An 18059-nucleotide genomic window follows, 5' to 3' on the forward strand; every position below is an offset into this window, starting at 1 on the left:
TTTTGCTTTACATCAGCTGCGACTTAAGCGAACGGGTGACGCAGAACGATGGTCTCGTTGCGATCCGGGCCAGTCGAGATGATATCGATCGGCGCGCCGATCAGCTCTTCTACACGCTTGATGTAAGCGCGAGCGTTAGCTGGCAGCTCTTCCAGGGTTTTGGCGCCCACGGTCGATTCAGTCCAGCCCGGCACTTCTTCGTACACAGGCTGCAGGCCTACGTAGCTGTCAGCGTCGGTCGGTGCAATTTCAACACCATTTGCGTCGGTGTAGCCTACGCAGATGTTGATGGTTTCCAGACCATCGAGTACGTCCAGCTTGGTCAGGCAAATGCCCGAGATGCTGTTCACATCGATAGCACGACGCAGGATAACGGCGTCGAACCAGCCGCAACGACGAGCACGGCCGGTAGTAGCACCGAACTCGTGACCTTGCTTGGCCAGGTGAGCGCCAACGTCGTCGAACAGCTCAGTCGGGAACGGGCCCGAACCTACACGTGTGGTGTAAGCCTTGGTGATGCCCAGGATGTAGTCCAGGAACATCGGGCCAACGCCCGAACCAGTAGCAACGCCGCCAGCAGTGGTGTTGGAGCTGGTCACGTACGGATATGTACCGTGGTCGATATCCAGCAACGAACCCTGAGCACCTTCGAACATGATGTCTTTGCCGGCGCGACGCAGGTCGTGCAGCTCGGCAGTCACGTCCAGCATCAGCGGCTTGAGCAGCTCGGCGTATTCCTTGCACTCGGCCAGAGTCTTGTCGAAGTCGATGGCTGGCTCTTTGTAGTAACCGACCAGCATGAAGTTGTGATAATCCACCAGTTCACGCAGCTTGGCTTCAAAGCGCGGCATGTTCAGCAGATCGCCAACACGCAGGCCACGACGGGCAACCTTGTCTTCGTAAGCCGGGCCGATGCCGCGACCGGTAGTACCGATCTTCAGCTCGCCACGGGCCTTTTCACGGGCCTGGTCCAGCGCCACGTGGAACGACAGGATCAGCGGGCAGGACGGGCTGATACGCAGGCGCTCGCGCACCGGTACGCCTTTCTCTTCCAGCTTGATGATTTCACGCAGCAGGGCGTCGGGAGCAACCACGACACCGTTGCCGATCAGGCATTGCACGCCTTCGCGCAACACGCCCGACGGAATCAGGTGCAATACGGTTTTTTCGCCGTCGATTACCAGTGTGTGGCCAGCGTTGTGGCCACCTTGGTAACGCACTACAGCGGCAGCATGTTCGGTCAGCAGATCAACGATCTTGCCTTTGCCCTCATCACCCCATTGGGTGCCCAGGACTACGACATTCTTACCCATAACACTTGTCCTCATTCGCGCAAACTTGGTGCCGGCAGCCGCCGGCAGGAAAACTCAAGAAACCAGTGGCACTACTTGCCACAAGCCGTTCTGCTGAATCAATTGGCGGTCGCAGTCTGCCTCTTGGGCGCCAGCCTGCTGTTGCCCAGGCAATGCCTGAACCACACGCTGACCTTCACTGCGAAGCTGGCAAACCTGCTGCCAGAGTGCCGCATCTGTGCTGTCAGGCATCCAGATACCGCCAGACGGTAGCTCGACTTCAGCACGCCCCAGGGTCACCAGGGTTTTCAAATCGGTCGAGAAACCGGTAGCCGGACGGGCACGTCCGAAAACAGCACCGATATCGTCATAACGACCGCCCTGGGCGATGGAGTCCCCAACGCCCGGTACAAAGACCGCAAACACCACACCTGTGTGGTAGTGATAACCACGTAACTCACCCAGGTCAAAATACAACGGCAACTGCGGGAAACGCACAGACAACCGCTCGGCAATCGCCAGCAAGTCGTCCAGAGCAGCCACAACCGGGGCCGGAGCCTTGGCCAGACGCTCACGCGCAGCAACCAGCACCTCGCGGCCGCCACACAAACTAACCAATGCCTGCAGCATGCCTGCCAAATCAGCCGGCAAACCTTCGGTCAAGGCCGTTACTTCGTCGATCGCCTTGCGTTGCAGGGCGTCGAACAATTGTTGTTCCACTTCAACCGACAGGTTGGCCGCACGGGCCAGACCACGGTAAATACCAACATGCCCAAGGTCCATGTGCACATCCGGCACGTCGGCCAGTTGCAGCATGGACAGCATCAGGCTGATCACTTCAACATCGCTGCTCGGGCTGGCATCGCCATACAACTCGGCGCCCAGCTGGATCGGGCTACGCGAGGATGACAAACCACGCGGCTGAGCATGCAGCACGCTGCCGGCGTAGCACAGACGGCTTGGGCCTTCGCGACGCAGGGTATGCGCATCGATGCGCGCCACTTGCGGCGTGATGTCGGCACGAAACCCCATCTGGCGACCCGTTTGCGGGTCAATAACCTTGAAGGTACGCAAATCGAGATCCTGGCCAGCCCCTGTCAGCAGGGACTCCAGGTATTCGATATGCGGGGTGACGACGAACTCATAGCCCCAGCTCTGGAACAGATCCAACACCTGACGGCGCGCCACCTCAATGCGGGCAGCCTCAGGTGGAAGTACTTCTTCGATGCCATCTGGCAAGAGCCAGCGGTCTACCGTTGCCATTACGCCATTCCCCTATGATCCGGGCGGCCAGCCAAGCAGGCGAGCCTTGAGTAAAGCAGAACGTGGCTGCGTCTTGAGCGCGCACAGCAAAAAAGCCCAAGCGACAGGCTTACACAGCACATTCCTCGAAAAATCTGCCGATGCTGTAACAGCCATTCGGTCAATCAAACATACAGACGCAAAAAAGCCGGGAATTTCCCGGCTGCCGCATCATACACTCGTTTTCTAAAAGGATCACCCCGCCAGGCAATTTGCCCGCCCGGCGGAGTGAATACATGCCCTCTGATGAACATGCAATACCCTCTGAAAACAGTGTGGGAGCGGCTTGCTGGCGATGGCATCGACTCGATTTGTCAGACAGATCGAGTTGGCTGCATCGCTGGCAAGCCAGCTCCCACTGGCTTGAAGCGCTTTTACTGCTGCGAAGGCTTGGATTTTTCCAGGTAGCGGAAGAAATCACTGCTTGGATCCAGTACCAGAACGTCGCTCTTGTTCGCAAAGCTTTCGCGGTATGCGCGCAAGCTGCGATAGAACTTGTAGAACTCCTGATCCTGGCCATAAGCCTTGGAGTAGATTGCGGAAGCCTGGGCATCACCATCACCGCGAGCTTCTTCGGACTGACGATACGCCTCAGCCAACAGCACACGGGCTTGACGATCGGCGTCAGCACGAATGCCTTCTGCCAGCTCGTTACCCTTGGCGCGGTGCTCACGAGCTTCACGCTCACGCTCACTGCTCATGCGCTCGAACACACTGCGGTTTACTTCTTTAGGCAGGTCGATGGCCTTGACCCGAACATCAACCACTTCGATGCCCAGCTCTTTTTCGGCCATTTTGTTCAACGATGCCGTCAGATCAGCCATCAGCGCATCGCGCTCACCGGACACAACCTCATGCAGCGTGCGCTTGCCGAACTGGTCACGCAGGCCCGATTCCAGACGACGCGACAAGCGCTCGTCAGCAATCTGCTTCAGACCCGAGGTCGCAGTGTAGAAGCGCTCGGCATCTTTTACGCGCCACTTGGCGAAGGCATCAACCATTACCGCTTTCTTTTCCAGCGTCAGGAAACGCTGCGTCGGAGCATCCAGAGTCATCAGGCGAGCGTCAAACTTGCGCACCTGGTTAACGTAAGGAATCTTCACATGCAGGCCAGGCTGAACATCGGCCTGAACCACGCGGCCGAAGCGCAACATAACGGCGCGCTCGGTTTGCGAGACGATGTAGAAGCTGTTCCAGGCAACAATCGCCACGACAACGGCAACAATAAGGGCGATCAGCGATTTATTGCTCATCAGCGACTCTCCCGGGTACGCGGTGGTGTCGGCAGGTCCGGATTGGCATGGGATACCGAATCCTTATTGCCCGCCGCGGCGGCTGAACCCGTTGCCGGGGTGCTGCCATTACGGCCTTCGATCATTTTGTCCAACGGCAAGTACAACAGGTTGCTCTGGCCGTTCTTGTTACCGGTCACGAGTACTTTGCTGGTGTTGCTGAAGACTTCCTGCATGGTGTCCAGATACAGACGGTCACGCGTGACGTCCGGAGCCTTGCGATACTCGGCTACCAGTTTGGTAAAGCGATCTGCCTCACCCTTGGCACGAGAGATCACTTCATCGCGATAGCCATTGGCGTTCTCGATGATGCGCTGAGCCTGACCACGCGCTTCCGGCACTACGCCGTTGGCGTAGCTTTCAGCCTGGTTGCGGGCACGCTGCTCGTCTTCACGGGCACGGATCACGTCATCAAAGGCTTCTTGCACTTCACGCGGTGCCGCTGCGCTCTGCACGTTCACCTGAGTCACGGTGATACCGGTCTTGTAGGTATCGAGGAAGCGCTGAAGACGCTCTTTGATATCTACAGCCATTTGTTCGCGGCCTTCGGTCAGAACCTGATCCATCGCAGTGGAACCCACTACGTGACGCAAGGCGCTGTCGGTGGCCTGCTGCAAGCTGACTTCCGGCTGATCGACATTAAGCACGAAGTCGCGCAGGTTGCTGATCTTGTACTGCACGGTCAACGGCACTTCGACGATGTTCTCGTCTTCAGTGAGCATCTGGCCCTGCTTGGTGTACGCACGCTCACGCGTCACGTTCTCCAGGTACTTTTTATCGAACGGAGGGAAGTAGATGTTCAGACCCGGCCCAACGGTGTCGTAGTACTTGCCCAGGCGCAGCACCACGGCTTGCTCCTGCTCATCGACTACATAGACCGCGCTGTACAGCCAAGCGGCAGCCAGTACGACCAGGCCGATCCCCAGCAGGCCATAACCAGCACCTTTACCGCCGTTCGATCCACCGTCGCTACTGCCACCACGTTTTTTTCCACCACCGAACAACCCATTCAGGCTTTCCTGCAGCTTTCGGAAGGCCTCGTCGAGATCTGGTGGTCCCTTGCGGTCGCCATTATTAGGGCGTTTGCCACCCCAAGGATCTTGATTATTCGAGTTGCCACCCGGCTCATTCCAAGCCATAGCGCTCTCCATCTGATAAAGCAAAGACGCGCCCACGGCGCGCCGACCAATGCTACAGAATGCCTATCACAGCGGCACGACCGCTTTGCGAGGCTTTTATTGCAAAGTGTGTTCTTCGATGAATTCCAGCGGCTGCATCCCTTCGCGGCTGACCAAGCGATTGAGCTCGGATCGCGGCAGGCGTACGTCCAGCAAACTGGAGCCCTCGTCGTCATGTTCTTCTTTCTGCACAACCCCCAGTTCGAAGAACTGTGCACGCAGTCGAGCAAAACGTTGCGGCAAGCGCAAGGTGCCAACAAACAAATCATTGCCCAGCAACTCGGCGATGGCCTGCTCAAGCAACTCCAGCCCTTGACCGTCACGGGCCGATAACCAGACCCGCTGCGGCTTGCCGTCGGCATCACGCTGGATCTGCGGCTCGACACCTTCAAGCAAATCGATTTTGTTGTAGACCTCGAGGATCGGCAAGTCCTGTGCACCAATTTCGCCCAGAACCACCATCACCTGCTCGATCTGCGCCATGCGCTCAGGTTCGTGCGCATCGATTACGTGCAGCAGCAAATCGGAATTGCTCGACTCTTCGAGCGTAGACCGGAAAGCCTCAACAAGCTTGTGCGGAAGGTGACGAATAAAGCCCACGGTATCAGCCAGTACAATCGGCCCCAGGTCGTCCAGATCCAGACGGCGCAAGGTCGGGTCGAGCGTGGCGAACAACTGGTCAGCGGCGAATACGTCAGAGCCGGTGACCTTGTTGAACAGCGTGGATTTACCGGCGTTGGTATAGCCCACCAGCGACACTGTAGGAATATCGGCGCGTTGGCGCCCTCTACGGGACTGCTCGCGTTGACTGCGGACTTTTTTCAGACGGGATTTGATCTGGCTGATGCGCACGCGCAACAGACGGCGGTCGGTTTCGAGCTGGGTTTCACCCGGCCCGCGCATACCAATGCCGCCACCTTGACGCTCAAGGTGAGTCCAGCCACGCACAAGACGCGTGCTCATGTGGTCAAGCTGGGCCAGTTCGACCTGCAACTTGCCTTCATGGGTACGGGCGCGTTGAGCGAAGATATCGAGAATCAGCCCGGTACGATCAAGTACGCGACACTCGAAAACACGTTCGAGGTTTCGCTCCTGACTGGGCGTGAGCACGTGATTAAAAATCACGATATCGACCTTTTCGGCCTTGACCAGGTCGCGCAACTCCTCGACCTTGCCACTGCCAATCAGGTACTTGGCCGATGGCCGATGACGCGGCACGTTAAAAAACGCGACGGTCTCGGCGCCGGCCGATACAGCTAACTCCTGGAACTCCTGCGGATCTTCGCGCGCCTCAGGGTCCTGTCCTTCCAAGTGAACGAGGATTGCCCGCTCACCACCACCGTGGCGCTCAAAGAACAAAGCAGACTCCTATCAAGCGTTACCTGGTTCAGCGTCTGCCAGTTCAGATTCAGCTGCGCTTGGCAGACGAATCGGACGTACTGGTACGACTGTCGAGATAGCGTGCTTGTAAACCATTTGGCTGACGGTGTTTTTCAGCAGAATCACGAACTGGTCGAAAGACTCGATGGTCCCCTGCAGCTTGATCCCGTTGACCAGATAGATGGAAACGCCAACCTTCTCTTTACGCAAAGTATTCAAGTAAGGGTCTTGTAGCGAATGCCCTTTTGACATATGCCGCACTCCTGTAAGGATAAAAAATAGAAACAAAAATTAGATGACCGCTGTCGCCACATCCATAGGATAGACGGCATTTGCCAAGACTCAGCTCAATATGGAGACCGATTCCAGGTATTTCAAGGCTCGTGGCAGATTGTCGCAGTCCAGACTGTCCAACCAATGCAGGTTGTCCCAACTACGCAACCAGGTGAACTGACGCTTGGCCAATTGGCGCGTAGCAATGATGCCGCGCTCCTGCATCTCGGCCGCTGTCAGCTTGCCGTCCAGGTAATCCCAGACTTGGCGATAGCCTACAGCACGTATAGACGGCAACCCTGAATGCAGGTCACTTCTACGGCGCAGGCTTATGACCTCGTCAATGAACCCCTGTTCCAGCATCTGCCCGAATCTTTGTGCAATTCGTTCATGCAGCACCTGACGATTCGCCGGAGCGATGGCCAGATGCGCGACAGTATAGGGCAATTGGCTGTGCCCAGAAGCCGCTGCTTTAGTCGTTTGCTCAGATTGTTTTTGCCGATGCTCCGTCACGCTCATCCCACTGACCCGATAAACCTCCAAAGCTCGCGTCAGACGCTGCGGATCATTGGGATGGATCCGCGCCGCAGACTCGGGGTCGATGGCCGCCAACTGGTCGTGCAGGGCTTGCCAGCCAAGGCGTTGGGCCTCTTCTTCGAGCTGCGCCCGCACTTCAGCGTCAGCTGGAGGCATATCTGCCAGGCCATCAATTAGGGCCTTGTAATAGAGCATGGTGCCGCCCACCAGCAACGGAATATTGCCCCGCGCGGTGATTTCGGCCATGGCCTTGAGCGCGTCGCGGCGAAAGTCAGCCGCCGAATAGCTTTGCGCCGGGTCGAGAATATCGATCAGTTGGTGAGGATGTGCGGCCAGAATCTCTTTCGAGGGCTTGGCCGTACCGATGTCCATGCCGCGGTAGACCAGCGCCGAATCGACACTGATCAGCTCGCATGGCAGTACCTTGCTCAGCTCGATCGCCAGGTCGGTTTTACCGGCAGCAGTCGGCCCCATCAAAAATATGGCCGGGGGTAAAGCGTTGGAACCTGTCATCAGCGACCGCGCAAAAAGAGTTTGTCCAAGTCGTCCAGGCCCATTTGGGTCCAGGTGGGACGACCATGATTGCACTGACCACTGCGCTCGGTGTTTTCCATGTCACGCAACAAGCCGTTCATTTCCGCAATCGCCAAACGGCGATTGGCGCGGATTGCACCGTGGCAAGCCATGGTGCCGAGCAGCTCGTTGAGGTGAGCCTGAATCCGGTCACTGGTGCCGTATTCCATCAAGTCGGCCAGTACGTCATGTACCAGACGCTGCGCTTCAGCCTGCTTGAGCAAAGCCGGAATCTGGCGGATGGCGAGGGTTTCCGGGCCCAGGCGTTGTAGCTCAAAGCCCAGGCGCTGGAACCACTCGGCGTGCTCTTCGGCGCAATCGGCTTCACGCTGACTGACCGCAATCGATTCCGGCACCAGCAGCGGCTGCCCGCTCAGACCTTCGCTGGCCATGGCGATTTTCAGGCGCTCGTACATGATCCGTTCGTGGGCCGCGTGCATATCCACCAGCACCAGCCCTTGAGCGTTTTCAGCGAGGATATAAATCCCTTTGAGCTGCGCCAAGGCAAAGCCCAGCGGCGGGATATCGCCCTGCCCGTCCGGCAACGGCGCAGCGCCGGCCTCGGGCAATGGCGCAAAGAATTCACGATAGGCATTGCGTGCTTCTTCGGCAGGAACCGAAGGCGCGGAAGACTGAGGGCGGTACTGATATTGATAACCTGCCCCGGCCCCCGAACCCGCTACATGCTGGGTCGGCGCAGATTGCGGCTGCTCCAGTACGTTGGCCGCCAAGCGCATTTCACCTTGTGGGCCAAACTCACCGGCATCCAGACCCGTTGGCCGATCAGCCCCCGGTACGGGCGCAGGTGCAGCCAACTGATCTTCCGGGCGCACATCGCCCAGGGCGCGGTGCAAAGTGCCGTACAGGAAGTCATGCACCATGCGCCCGTCACGGAAGCGCACTTCGTGTTTGGTCGGGTGCACGTTGACGTCAACCACTGAAGGGTCGACTTCAAAAAACAGTACAAAGGTCGGATGCCGACCGTTGAACAGCACATCGCGATACGCCTGGCGCACCGCATGGGCCACCAGTTTGTCGCGCACCGCACGGCCATTTACATAGAAATACTGCAAGTCGGCCTGGCTGCGCGAGAAGGTCGGCAAGCCGACCCAACCCCACAGATGCAGGCCATTGCGCTCAATCTCGATTGGCAGCGCCTGCTCCAGAAACGCCGAGCCGCACACCGCTGCCACACGCCGGGCGCGGGCAGTATCGTCGTGAGCCTCATGCAGATTGAGGATAGTCTTGCCGTTGTGGCGCAGATTGAACGCCACATCAAACCGCGCCAGCGCCAGACGCTTGATCACTTCTTGCAGGTGATCGAACTCGGTTTTTTCGGTTTTAAGAAATTTACGCCGCGCCGGAGTATTGAAAAACAGGTCGCGCACTTCAACCGAGGTACCCACCGGATGTGCAGCCGGTTGAACCCGCGGTGCCATATCGCGCCCTTCGGTCTCAACCTGCCACGCCTGATCGGCGCCACGGGTACGCGAAGTCAGGGTCAAACGAGCAACGGAGCTGATGGAAGCCAGCGCCTCACCGCGAAAGCCCAGGCTCATCACCCGCTCAAGGTCTTCGAGGTCACGAATCTTGCTGGTGGCGTGACGCGCCAGCGCCAACGGCAAGTCGTCGCTGGAAATACCGCTGCCATCGTCACGCACCCGCAGCAGCTTGATCCCGGCCTGCTCGACGTCCACGTCGATACGCTTGGCGCCGGAGTCCAGGCTGTTTTCCAGCAACTCTTTAATCACCGATGCCGGGCGCTCAACCACCTCGCCCGCGGCAATCTGGTTGGCCAGGCGCGGGCTGAGCAGCTCAATCCGTGCGCTGCTGTTCAATACCGCGTCACTCATTGTTGAGCCGCCAGGGCGGTGGCCGGAATATTCAGGTTCTGGCCGATTTTCAACTCATCGGTTTTTAAACCGTTGCTCGAGCGCAGTGTCGCCACGCCCACCTGATAACGCACAGCAATCATCGCCAGAGTTTCGCCAGGGCGAACCGTGTGTTCGCGGGCGCCTTGGGCAATTTTGCCGGTATCACGCAGCCAGGCGATATAAGTGCCCGGTGGCGGGTTTTGCTGGAAGAACTGGCGCACGCCGCTGCTGATCGAACGGGCCAACGCTTGCTGGTGACTGCTCGACGCCAGCTTGGAGGCTTCATTGCTATTGGAGATAAACCCTGTTTCGACGAGGATCGAAGGGATATCCGGCGACTTGAGCACCATAAACCCGGCCTGCTCCACGCGCTGCTTGTGCAACGGTGTCACCCGACCGATGTTGCTCAGGACTTTTTGCCCCACGTTCAGGCTGGAAGTCAGCGAAGCCGTCATCGACAGGTCGAGCAATACGCCTGCCAGCATGCGGTCCTTGTCATCGAGACTCACGTTACCCGCACCACCGATCAAGTCAGAACGGTTTTCGCTGTCTGCCAGCCAACGGGCGGTCTCGGAAGTCGCGCCACGTTCAGACAAGGCAAACACCGAAGCACCAAAGGCTGCCTTGGACGGTGCGGCGTCAGCGTGAATCGACACAAACAGGTCGGCGCCCTTCTTGCGGGCGATTTCGGTACGGCCACGCAGCGGAATAAAGTAGTCGCCCGTGCGCGTCAGCTCAGCCCGGAAGCCTTTCATGCCGTTGATCTGGCGCTGCAGCTCTTTGGCAATCGCCAGCACCACGTCTTTCTCGCGCTGCCCTGCCGAGCCCGAAGCACCCGGGTCTTCACCACCGTGACCGGCGTCAATCACAACCACGACACTGCGCTTGCCACTCGGAATCGGCGGCAGTTTCACGTCAGGTTGAGCCGGAGTGACCGGCACCACAGGTACCGTCGCCACGTTGGTGGCAGGCAAGCTTGGTGTGAGGTCGGCACCTTGGTCATACAGGTCGACCACCAAACGGTTGCCGTACTGTGCATTGGGCGCCAGAACGAAGCTCTTGGGAGTGACGGCCTTTTTCAGGTCGATCACCACGCGCAAATCTGTTGGGGTTCGTTGCGCCGAGCGCATGCTGGTAATCGGTGTGTTGGCCGTCGCTACATTCAACGGCCCGGCCAGGGTCGCGCCATTGATATCAATCACCAGACGATCAGGCGCCGTCAGGGTAAATACGCTGTGTTGCACTGGGCCAGTAAGATCAAATACCAGTCGTGTGTTGTCCGGCGCCCGCCACAACCGCACGCTTTTGACCTGTGTTGCAGCCACAGCATTGACCGCCATGACACTGAGCAACACACCCACCACACTTACTAACGCGCGAAAGCGCATACCAAACCCCATCATTATTTGTATTCCGGTGCCAATGCGGCACACCAAGACTCGCCACGTGAACCTTGGGGCGTCAGTTTCAGAAAACGCCCGGTGTTGTGCGGGCTAATGGTAATGGTCAGGTCGGGCTTTGGCAAAAAGCCTGCACCTTTATCGGGCCACTCGATCAAGCATAGGGCGTCTTCGTCGAAATAGTCGCGAATCCCCATGTACTCCAGCTCTTCAGGGTCGACCAGGCGATACAGGTCAAAGTGAAAAACGCGAATATCGCCAATTTCGTAAGGCTCAACCAGGGTAAAGGTCGGACTTTTAACCGAACCGGTATGACCAAGGCCGCGAATCAGGCCGCGGGACAAGGTCGTCTTGCCCATGCCTAGGTCGCCGTCCAGAAAGATCAGGCCGTGTCCTTGAGTAACCGTCGCCAGTCGCGCGCCAAATGCGCTCATTGCCTCTTCATCGGCCAGTTGCAGTGTTATTTCGTGCACGGTGCGTGTTCCTCCAACAACTGTCGAATGGCTGGAATCAAATCACTGGCCGCCAGCCCACGGCCCAATTGTCCTTGTTGTTCTCCGGCGCGGGCATGCAGCCACACCGCCAGGCACGCCGCATCAAAAGCGCTCATGCCCTGAGCCAGCAGCGCGCCAATCACGCCTGCCAGCACATCACCCAAACCGGCCGTGGCCATCGCCGGGTGACCGTCATTACAAATGGCCAACTCGCCAGCCAGCCCTGCTACCAGACTGCCTGCACCTTTAAGGACGCACACAACTGAATACTTTTTAACCAGGGCGCGAGCCGCTGCCGGGCGATCAGCCTGTACTTGTTCGGTACTGATACCCAATAAACGCGCAGCTTCACCAGGATGCGGGGTGATTACCGAACCGGGCGCCAGCTCAATACCTGAGTTGGACAGCAGATTCAGTGCATCGGCATCCCACACCTGAGGCATTTTTGCCTGCGCAGCAGCCGACAACAGACTACGCCCCCAAGGCCCTTGGCCCAACCCCGGCCCGACTACAACCACCGAGGCCTGCGCCAAAACGCCCATCAACTGATTGGCCGACGAGACCCCCAGGGTCATCACCTCAGGTACGCGGACCAGGGCTGCGGGCACGTGCTCGGGGCGCGTAGCCAGCGATACCAGCCCTGCGCCACAGCGCAATGCTGCGTGTGCGCTCAAGGCAATCGAGCCGCCAAACCCACGGTCGCCGCCCACCAGCAGCACATGCCCGAACTGGCCTTTATGGGCACTTGGAGCACGTGCAGGCAGCCGTGGCAGGTTATCTGCGCGAAGGGCTTTGGGTCCAACTGACAGGTGTTTGGTCTGGGGCATGCGTGTCGAGCTCCGATGTCTGGCAGAATTATACGCATCTCAGCTCCGGTTTCTCTTGCCTCATGCCTGCTATTACTGCCGATCTCCCCGCTCTCGCTCAGTCCATCAAGGAATGGGGTCGTGAGTTGGGCTTTCAACAAGTCGCCATTGCTGGCCTCGACCTGGGAGAACACGAACACCATCTGCAACGCTGGCTCGATGCGGGCTATCACGGCGACATGGACTACATGGCCGCCCACGGCAGCAAGCGCTCACACCCTGACGAGCTGGTACCCGGCACATTGCGCGTGGTTTCCCTGCGCATGGACTACCTGCCCGGCGACACCCATATGGCGCAATTACTGGCCCAACCCGAAAAGGCCTACGTGTCGCGCTACGCCTTGGGCCGCGACTACCACAAGCTGATCCGCAAGCGCGTACAGCAATTGGCCGACCGCATTCAGGCGGATATTGGCCCGTTTGGCTTCCGCGCCTTTGTCGACAGCGCCCCGGTGCTGGAAAAAGCCATCGCCCAACAAGCTGGTTTGGGCTGGATCGGCAAAAACACCCTGGTGCTCAACCGCAAGGCGGGCAGTTACTTCTTCTTGAGCGAGTTATTTGTCGACTTGCCGCTGCCGGTCGACCCACCCCACGAGACCGAACACTGCGGGCGCTGCACCGCTTGCCTGGACATTTGCCCCACCAATGCCTTTGTCGGGCCCTATGTGCTGGATGCACGCAAATGCATTTCGTACCTGACCATCGAGCTGAAAACCGCGATCCCCGAAGAACTACGCTCAATGATCGGCAATCGGGTGTTTGGCTGTGATGACTGCCAGATCGTGTGCCCGTGGAACCGTTTTGCCCGTACCACGACTGAAGGTGACTTCAAGCCCCGGCATAACCTGGACAACGCAGGGTTGGCCGAACTGTTTATGTGGGATGAAGACACGTTTTTGAGCCGCACCGAGGGTTCACCGCTACGTCGGGCGGGGTATGAGCGCTGGTTGCGTAATTTGGCGGTAGGGTTGGGCAATGCGCCTTCAACGATCCCGGTACTGGAAGCGCTGAAGGCTCGGCGTGACTACCCGTCAGAGCTGGTACAAGAGCATGTGGAGTGGGCGCTTGAACAGCACGCCCAACGTGCCTGACACACCGCCACTCCCCCAGGTTCGTGCCTGCAGCTTAATGCTCATCGTTATAAACAAACTTGGGCATTTCCCAGTTAAAGCGAATCGCCAGCAAGCGCAGCAATAACCCACCGAACAGCGTGACGAAAATCGCCTGTTCATTGGGCATTTCCATATAAGTACACAGCAAGAAACACCAGGCCGCTGCAAACGACACGCTGGCATACAGCTCGCGGCGGAAGATCAACGGAATGTCGTTGCAGAAGATGTCACGCAAGATGCCACCAAAAACCCCGGTAATCACCCCGCTCACCGAAGCCACCAGCATGCCCTGGCCCATTTCCAGGGCGGTCATGCAGCCAATCAAGGTAAACGCCACCAGTCCCAACGCATCGAGGACCAAAAACAGCGAGCGCAAATGGCGCATCAATGGCGCGATAAAGATCGTCACCAGTGCGGCGAAAGTGGTCAACACCAGGTATTCCGGGTGTTTCACCCAGGTCAGCGGGTAATGCCCCAGCAGCACGTCGCGCACCGAGCCGCCGCCTAACGCGGTGACGCAGGCAATCAGCACCACCCCGAACCAGTCCATGCCCCGACGCCCGGCAGACAGCGCGCCAGTCATGGCTTCAGCAGTAATGGCAACTAAATAGAGCATCAACAACATGGCGGCGATCCTTGCAATAAGGCGCGCAGTCTACTCAGTTGGTGCGGGCACCAAAAGGGGGCAGCCGGGACTCTGCTTCTGCAGCCGCTGCCGAAGGCTGCGATAAGGGCCGAAGGACCTTCAACAGCAGGGCCGCTACGCGCCCCATCGCAGCCTGCGGCAGCGGCTACAGAGCGCTGATTAGAACTTGATGAAGTGCTTGCGGTAGTGCTGCAACTCGGCAATCGATTCGCGGATGTCATCCAGCGCCAGATGCGTGCCCTTTTTCACCAGGCTGTCGCGCACTTCCGGGGCCCAGCGAGCTACCAGCTCTTTAAGCGTCGAGACGTCCAGGTTGCGATAGTGGAAGTAGCTTTCGAGGGCTTTCATGTGGGTGTACAGGAAGCGGCGATCCTGGCAGATACTGTTGCCGCAGATCGGCGATTTGCCTTTTGGTACCCATTGTTCCAGAAACGCGATGGTCTGCGCTTCGGCTTCAGCCATGGTCGTGGTGCTGTCCTTGACCCGTTGGGTCAGGCCGCTGCCGCCGTGGGTGCGGGTGTTCCACTCGTCCATGCGGGCCAACACTTCATCACTGTGGTGGATGGCAATCACAGGGCCTTCAGCCAAGGTGTTGAGGTTGCTGTCGGTGACGATGGTGGCCATTTCAATAATGACGTCGTTGTCAGGGTCCAGACCGGTCATTTCCAGGTCGATCCAGATCAGGTTCTGCGCGTTTTGCATAATGGCCTCCAGTGCTTAGTCGCGCAGTTTAGCTTAGGCATGCGGCCCTCGTGCTAAACTCGCCAGCGTTTTACCTTCCTTATCGTTTTATCAACACGGAACACCCATGGCCAAACGCCAGCTCAATCGTCGTCAGAATTGGCGCATCGAAAAGATCCAGGGCGAGCGCGCTGCCCGCGCCGCCAAACGCGAATCCAGTGCCGTCGAAGCGCTTGAAGGCGGTGATTTAGGCCCCGAGCAACTCGGTCTGGTGATCGCGCACTTTGGTGTGCAGGTCGAAGTCGAAGCCCAGGAAGGCGAGCTCAAAGGCCAGATGTTCCGTTGCCATCTGCGTGCAAACCTGCCCGCACTGGTCACCGGTGACACGGTTGTATGGCGCGCAGGCAATCAGGGCATCGGCGTTATCGTCGCCCAGTTGCCGCGTAAAACCGAGCTGTGCCGTCCTGACAGCCGTGGCCAACTCAAGCCGGTCGCCGCCAACGTCGATATGATCGTGATTGTGTTCGCGCCCATGCCCGAGCCGCACGCCAACCTGATCGACCGCTATCTGGTGGCCGCCGAGCACGCCGGGATTCGCCCGCTGTTGCTGCTCAACAAGGCTGACCTGATCGACGACCAAAACTCACCGGCGCTCAATGCGTTGCTGGGGGTTTATCGCCAGCTGGGTTATCCGGTGCTGGAAGTGTCAGCCCATCACGGCGACGGCATGCAGCAGTTGCAAGCGCAACTGGATGGCCATATCAGCGTGTTTGTGGGCCAGTCGGGCGTGGGCAAGTCGTCCCTGGTCAACAGCCTGCTACCAGAGGTCAACCTGCGGGTTGGGCCGTTGTCGGAAGTCTCCGGCCAAGGTACGCACACCACCACCACGGCGCGGTTGTTCCACTTCCCGGGCGGTGGCGAGTTGATCGACTCCCCGGGTATTCGCGAGTTCGGTTTGGGCCACGTAAGCCGCGCCGATGTTGAGGCGGGCTTTATCGAGTTCAACGACTTGATCGGCACTTGCCGCTTCCGCGACTGCAAACACGACCGCGAGCCGGGCTGTGCTTTGCTGATGGCTCTTGAAGATGGCCGTGTGCAGCAGCAACGCATGAACAGCTATCGCTCGATCATTGCCAGCTTGCCTGAGTCGAGTTACTAAGCCGCATAAATGTAGCCGCTGCCGCAGGCTGCGATCGAGCCCGAAGGGGTCGCGCTTTTCAGAGCGAAGGTCCTTCGGACCTTATCGCAGCCTGCGGCAGCGGCTACAAAGTTACGGTGCCTTGTCGTCAAACAAGTTGAGCTTCTGACGCTCTTCATGCATCGGCATCGGCTGTTTATCGGCAGGAAGCTTGATCGGATCGACCGGCTCTTTGGGCAGATCCTGTGGCTTCACCGACTCGGCCCCTTGCTCACCCTCAATCGCTTGCTGGGCCTTTTTGGTCAGTACCACGATATCGATTCGGCGGTTGATCGGGTTATAGGGGTCGGCCTTGTCGAACAACACTGACGAGGCATAACCCACTACCCGGGCAATCTGCGTTTCCGGGTAGCTGCCCGCCACCAGGGCACGCCGGGCCGCATTGGCGCGGTTGGCCGACAACTCCCAGTTGCCAAAATCACCACCTCCCGCATAGGGCATGGCATCGGTGTGGCCGCTGATGCTGACTTTGTTGGGCACAGCCTTGATGGTATCAGCCATGGCCAGCAAGATATCTTCGAAGTACGGCTTGAGCCGCGCACTGCCAACATCAAACATCGGCCGGTTTGCCGCGTCGGTGATTTGAATTCGCAGACCGTCAGGGGTGATCTCGAACAGCAGCTGATCCTTGAATTTGCGCAGTTGCGGGTTTTCTTCAACCTTGTTCTGCAACTCCTGAAGCAGCAGTTCAAGGCGCTCTTTCTCGACTTGTTCGGCCATGCTCTCAACCTGCTCCGCATCGACCTTGATCTTGTCGGGCTGCGGCTGCAGTTTTTCTTCAGGATTGAGGGTGTTCTCTGGCGCCAACGCGGGCGTGCCGCCCAAATCAATGATGTACGGCGTGCCGCTCTCACTGAAACCGATCGGGTCTTTGAAATACCCGCCAATGGCGATTTTTTGCTCTGGAGTGGCGGCCGTCATCAGCCACATCACCAGGAAGAACGCCATCATTGCCGTGGCAAAGTCAGCGAAGGCAATTTTCCAGGCACCACCGTGATGGCCTGAAGCGTAGCGTTTGACGCGTTTGATGATGATGGGTTGGTTGTTTTCCATAAATCAGCGACCGCGAACCACTTGTTCGAGCTCGGAAAAACTTGGTCGATGCTTGGGATACAGCACTTTACGACCAAATTCGACTGCCAGTGACGGCGGCATGCCCGAGGCCGAAGCTACCAGCGAAGCCTTGATCGACTCGTACACGTTGAGTTCTTCCTTGGCGTCGTGAGCCAAGGACGTCGCCAAAGGCCCGAAGAAACCGTACGCAGCCAAAATACCGAAGAACGTCCCCACCAAGGCCGCACCAACGTGCATGCCGATTGCCGCCTGATCACCTTCACCCAGCGAAGCCATGGTCACGACAATACCCAATACCGCCGCCACAATACCGAAGCCGGGCATGCCGTCCGCGATCCCGGTAACGGCATGGGAAGGATGCTCCAGTTCTTCCTTGAGGTTGAACAGTTCCATGTCGAACAGCCCCTCCAGCTCGTGGGGTGCCATGTTGCCCGACGACATGATGCGCAGGTAATCACAGATAAACGCGGTCATGCGCTCATCTTTAAGTACCGTGGGGTATTTGGAGAAGATCGGACTTGCAGCCGCGTCTTCAATATCGCTCTCGATGGCCATCATGCCTTCGCGGCGACTCTTGTTCAGAATCTCGTAAACCAGCCCCAGTACTTCCAGGTAAAAAGCGTGGGAGAACCGCGAGCCAAACATGCCGAGTGATTTTTTGATCACATGCATGGTCATGTAACCGGGGTTGGCTTGCAGGAACGCGCCAAAGGCCGCCCCACCGATGATCAAAACCTCGAACGGCTGGATCAGCGCCCCGATCTTGCCGTGGGAAAGCACGTATCCGCCGAGCACACTCGCGAACACAACAATGATGCCGATAATTTTAGCCATAGATATAAAGGTACTTAGTAAGTCGGGGTCGAGGTCATATTCCAGCGAAGCTA

The 18059-nt window shown here is 58.3% G+C and carries 17 protein-coding genes; 2 read left to right on the plus strand and 15 right to left on the minus strand.

Annotated features, from left to right (window positions below):
• Nucleotides 1-23 precede the first annotated feature (23 nt).
• The 11 genes from N7D90_RS22130 to N7D90_RS22180 form a co-directional block, all read right to left on the minus strand.
• A complete protein-coding gene (locus N7D90_RS22130) occupies nt 24-1313 on the minus strand; it encodes an adenylosuccinate synthase (protein ID WP_261739970.1) in 1290 nt (429 codons plus the stop codon).
• A gap of 54 nt (nt 1314-1367) precedes the next feature.
• Nucleotides 1368-2555: an ATP phosphoribosyltransferase regulatory subunit gene (locus N7D90_RS22135; RefSeq protein WP_261739971.1), complete on the minus strand. Its 1188-nt coding sequence runs from the start codon at nt 2553-2555 to the stop codon at nt 1368-1370.
• A gap of 413 nt (nt 2556-2968) precedes the next feature.
• Nucleotides 2969-3847 carry a protease modulator HflC gene (gene hflC, locus N7D90_RS22140; protein WP_261739972.1) on the minus strand — a complete coding sequence of 293 codons (879 nt, stop codon included), beginning with the start codon at nt 3845-3847 and terminating at the stop codon, nt 2969-2971.
• Complete coding sequence (hflK, locus tag N7D90_RS22145) at nt 3847-5025, minus strand: FtsH protease activity modulator HflK (RefSeq protein ID WP_261739973.1); 1179 nt, start codon at nt 5023-5025, stop codon at nt 3847-3849. Before hflK ends, hflC begins: the two co-directional genes overlap by 1 nt.
• 96 nt (nt 5026-5121) lie before the next feature.
• Nucleotides 5122-6423, minus strand: coding sequence for a ribosome rescue GTPase HflX (gene hflX, locus N7D90_RS22150; protein WP_261739974.1), 1302 nt, complete (start codon nt 6421-6423; stop codon nt 5122-5124).
• Nucleotides 6424-6435: 12 nt separating this feature from the next.
• The gene (hfq, locus tag N7D90_RS22155; RefSeq protein ID WP_003439025.1) at nt 6436-6696 is read right to left on the minus strand and encodes an RNA chaperone Hfq; all 261 of its coding nucleotides are present in this window, start codon (nt 6694-6696) and stop codon (nt 6436-6438) included.
• A 90-nt stretch (nt 6697-6786) separates the two neighbouring features.
• Nucleotides 6787-7767 (minus strand): tRNA (adenosine(37)-N6)-dimethylallyltransferase MiaA, encoded by a 981-nt coding sequence (miaA, locus tag N7D90_RS22160; RefSeq protein WP_261739975.1) that lies wholly within the window; start codon nt 7765-7767, stop codon nt 6787-6789.
• Entirely contained in the window at nt 7767-9680 is a 1914-nt protein-coding gene (mutL, locus tag N7D90_RS22165; protein WP_395247183.1) for a DNA mismatch repair endonuclease MutL, read from the minus strand. The genes miaA and mutL overlap by 1 nt, the downstream gene beginning before the upstream one ends.
• Nucleotides 9677-11101 carry an N-acetylmuramoyl-L-alanine amidase gene (locus N7D90_RS22170; RefSeq protein WP_261742510.1) on the minus strand — a complete coding sequence of 475 codons (1425 nt, stop codon included), beginning with the start codon at nt 11099-11101 and terminating at the stop codon, nt 9677-9679. Before N7D90_RS22170 ends, mutL begins: the two co-directional genes overlap by 4 nt.
• A 2-nt stretch (nt 11102-11103) precedes the next feature.
• A complete protein-coding gene (gene tsaE, locus N7D90_RS22175) occupies nt 11104-11574 on the minus strand; it encodes a tRNA (adenosine(37)-N6)-threonylcarbamoyltransferase complex ATPase subunit type 1 TsaE (RefSeq protein WP_261739976.1) in 471 nt (156 codons plus the stop codon).
• On the minus strand, nt 11562-12422 hold the full coding sequence (locus N7D90_RS22180) for an NAD(P)H-hydrate dehydratase (protein WP_261739977.1): 861 nt from the start codon (nt 12420-12422) through the stop codon (nt 11562-11564). Before N7D90_RS22180 ends, tsaE begins: the two co-directional genes overlap by 13 nt.
• Before the next feature lie 62 nt (nt 12423-12484).
• Here N7D90_RS22180 and queG point away from each other — a divergent pair, with 62 nt between their 5' ends.
• On the plus strand, nt 12485-13552 hold the full coding sequence (queG, locus tag N7D90_RS22185) for a tRNA epoxyqueuosine(34) reductase QueG (protein ID WP_261739978.1): 1068 nt from the start codon (nt 12485-12487) through the stop codon (nt 13550-13552).
• A 34-nt stretch (nt 13553-13586) separates the two neighbouring features.
• Here queG and N7D90_RS22190 read toward each other — a convergent pair whose 3' ends face one another.
• Nucleotides 13587-14198, minus strand: a complete 612-nt coding sequence (locus N7D90_RS22190; RefSeq protein ID WP_016783297.1) for a trimeric intracellular cation channel family protein — start codon at nt 14196-14198, stop codon at nt 13587-13589.
• 180 nt (nt 14199-14378) lie between these two features.
• Nucleotides 14379-14921: an oligoribonuclease gene (orn, locus tag N7D90_RS22195; RefSeq protein WP_133076648.1), complete on the minus strand. Its 543-nt coding sequence runs from the start codon at nt 14919-14921 to the stop codon at nt 14379-14381.
• 106 nt (nt 14922-15027) lie between these two features.
• Here orn and rsgA point away from each other — a divergent pair, with 106 nt between their 5' ends.
• Complete coding sequence (gene rsgA, locus N7D90_RS22200) at nt 15028-16059, plus strand: small ribosomal subunit biogenesis GTPase RsgA (protein WP_019826259.1); 1032 nt, start codon at nt 15028-15030, stop codon at nt 16057-16059.
• Nucleotides 16060-16170: 111 nt separating this feature from the next.
• Here the strand turns inward: rsgA and motB are convergent, their stop codons facing one another.
• Together motB and motA are read right to left on the minus strand one after the other, a co-directional pair.
• Nucleotides 16171-17151, minus strand: coding sequence for a flagellar motor protein MotB (motB, locus tag N7D90_RS22205; protein WP_261739979.1), 981 nt, complete (start codon nt 17149-17151; stop codon nt 16171-16173).
• 3 nt (nt 17152-17154) lie between these two features.
• Entirely contained in the window at nt 17155-18006 is an 852-nt protein-coding gene (gene motA / locus N7D90_RS22210; RefSeq protein WP_261739980.1) for a flagellar motor stator protein MotA, read from the minus strand.
• Nucleotides 18007-18059: the final 53 nt, after the last annotated feature.

The sequence above is a fragment of the Pseudomonas fragi genome (assembly GCF_025426255.1).
GTDB classification, from domain to species: Bacteria; Pseudomonadota; Gammaproteobacteria; order Pseudomonadales; family Pseudomonadaceae; genus Aquipseudomonas; species Aquipseudomonas kulmbachensis.

Bases quoted from the DNA above. Each gene is read 5' to 3' on its own strand.
- N7D90_RS22170 (WP_261742510.1), bottom strand. From the start codon at position 11,101: ATGGGGTTTGGTATGCGCTTTCGCGCGTTAGTAAGTGTGGTGGGTGTG.
- queG (WP_261739978.1), top strand. From the start codon at position 12,485: ATGCCTGCTATTACTGCCGATCTCCCCGCTCTCGCTCAGTCCATCAAG.
- orn (WP_133076648.1), bottom strand. From the start codon at position 14,921: ATGCAAAACGCGCAGAACCTGATCTGGATCGACCTGGAAATGACCGGT.
- hfq (WP_003439025.1), bottom strand. From the start codon at position 6,696: ATGTCAAAAGGGCATTCGCTACAAGACCCTTACTTGAATACTTTGCGT.
- N7D90_RS22180 (WP_261739977.1), bottom strand. From the start codon at position 12,422: ATGCCCCAGACCAAACACCTGTCAGTTGGACCCAAAGCCCTTCGCGCA.
- N7D90_RS22190 (WP_016783297.1), bottom strand. From the start codon at position 14,198: ATGTTGTTGATGCTCTATTTAGTTGCCATTACTGCTGAAGCCATGACT.
- rsgA (WP_019826259.1), top strand. From the start codon at position 15,028: ATGGCCAAACGCCAGCTCAATCGTCGTCAGAATTGGCGCATCGAAAAG.
- hflK (WP_261739973.1), bottom strand. From the start codon at position 5,025: ATGGCTTGGAATGAGCCGGGTGGCAACTCGAATAATCAAGATCCTTGG.
- hflC (WP_261739972.1), bottom strand. From the start codon at position 3,847: ATGAGCAATAAATCGCTGATCGCCCTTATTGTTGCCGTTGTCGTGGCG.
- mutL (WP_395247183.1), bottom strand. From the start codon at position 9,680: ATGAGTGACGCGGTATTGAACAGCAGCGCACGGATTGAGCTGCTCAGC.
- motA (WP_261739980.1), bottom strand. From the start codon at position 18,006: ATGGCTAAAATTATCGGCATCATTGTTGTGTTCGCGAGTGTGCTCGGC.
- miaA (WP_261739975.1), bottom strand. From the start codon at position 7,767: ATGACAGGTTCCAACGCTTTACCCCCGGCCATATTTTTGATGGGGCCG.
- motB (WP_261739979.1), bottom strand. From the start codon at position 17,151: ATGGAAAACAACCAACCCATCATCATCAAACGCGTCAAACGCTACGCT.
- N7D90_RS22135 (WP_261739971.1), bottom strand. From the start codon at position 2,555: ATGGCAACGGTAGACCGCTGGCTCTTGCCAGATGGCATCGAAGAAGTA.
- N7D90_RS22130 (WP_261739970.1), bottom strand. From the start codon at position 1,313: ATGGGTAAGAATGTCGTAGTCCTGGGCACCCAATGGGGTGATGAGGGC.